Genomic DNA, 1,253 nt, shown 5'->3' with positions numbered 1-1,253 from the left:
GGTCAGACCCCAGGTGGTGGCGCAGTCACGATGCTCGCAGTCGTACGAATCGCCAGTGGTACCAATGGATCCCGCGATTCCAGCATGCGCGAGGGCCTCACCGAATCGAATCGACGTGTATTGGGCGCCCCTGTCGTTGTGATGGATCAGATCAACGAAATCGGCTGTGCCGTAACGGTTTCTGGTCCACACTGCCTGCTCGAACGCGTGCAGCACGAAGTCCGTGGTCATCGACGTCGACGCCGACCACCCCAGGATCCGGCGGGCGTAGGCATCAACGACGAACGCGACGTACACCCACCCCGACCACGTCGACACGTACGTGAAGTCGGCCACCCACAACCGGTCCGGGGCCAACGGCTGGAACCGCCGACCCACCAGGTCATCAGGCCGCTGCCCGGCCGGATCCGCAACCGTGGTGCGCTTGACCTTCCCACGCACCGCCCCGACCAAACCGTCATCGCGCATGAGCCGCTCGACCGTGCAGCGGGCGACCGTGATGCCCTCCCGATTCAGGGCGATCCACACCTTCCGGGCACCGTAAACCCCGTAGTTGTCGGCGTGTACCCGGCGAATCTCGTTGAGCAACAACGCATCTCGCCGTTCACGATCGCTCGGGCCGCGCCCGACGTGCTCGTAGTACGTCGACGGGGCGATCTGGCACCCGTGCTCACTCAGCACGACGCAGATCGGCTCGACACCCCAGACCAGACCATCACCATCACGGTGCTCCCTGTACTCGCGGATGAAGTCCACGATCACCCTCTGGGCCGGTCGAGCTCGGCCGCAAAGAAAGTCGACGCCGCCTTCAAAATCGCGTTCGCCCGCTTCAGCTCCGCGTTCTCTCGTCGCAGCTTGCGCAGCTCTTGCGACTCGATGCTCGTGACGCCCTCGCGGGAACCCGCATCAACCTCGGCCCGGCGCACCCACTTACGCAACGTCTCAGGCGTCCCGATACCCAACAACGGCGCGATCCGCTGCATCGCCGACCACTCGCTCTCTTCCTGCGGCCGCTGCTCGACCATCCGAACCGCCCGAACCTTCAACTCGGCCGGATACCTCTTCGTCGTGTTCCCTGGCATGACTCCAACTCTCCCAACAATCAGAGTCTCCGGACATGCCGGGGCGGTTCAGGATGCTTGAAGATCGGCGCGGTCCCCCACACTGCGTTGAAGAGGGCCGAGAACTCAAGGGCGGCACCTTTTTTGGGCTCTCCTGACGCTTCCGTGGGTGTTTTCGCGCGCCGTTGACGA

1 pseudogene is annotated in these 1,253 nt (G+C 64.2%); it reads right to left on the bottom strand.

The features are described from left to right. Positions 1 to 1,082: pseudogene (locus ABC138_RS17535) on the bottom strand (IS3 family transposase); the annotation flags it as partial. Positions 1,083 to 1,253 lie beyond the last annotated feature (171 nt).

The organism is Janibacter sp. LM (assembly GCF_039631275.1).
Taxonomy (GTDB): domain Bacteria; phylum Actinomycetota; class Actinomycetes; order Actinomycetales; family Dermatophilaceae; genus Janibacter; species Janibacter terrae.
The sequence above is the reverse complement of the archived record's forward strand: the minus strand, read 5'-3'. Positions and strand labels throughout refer to the sequence as shown.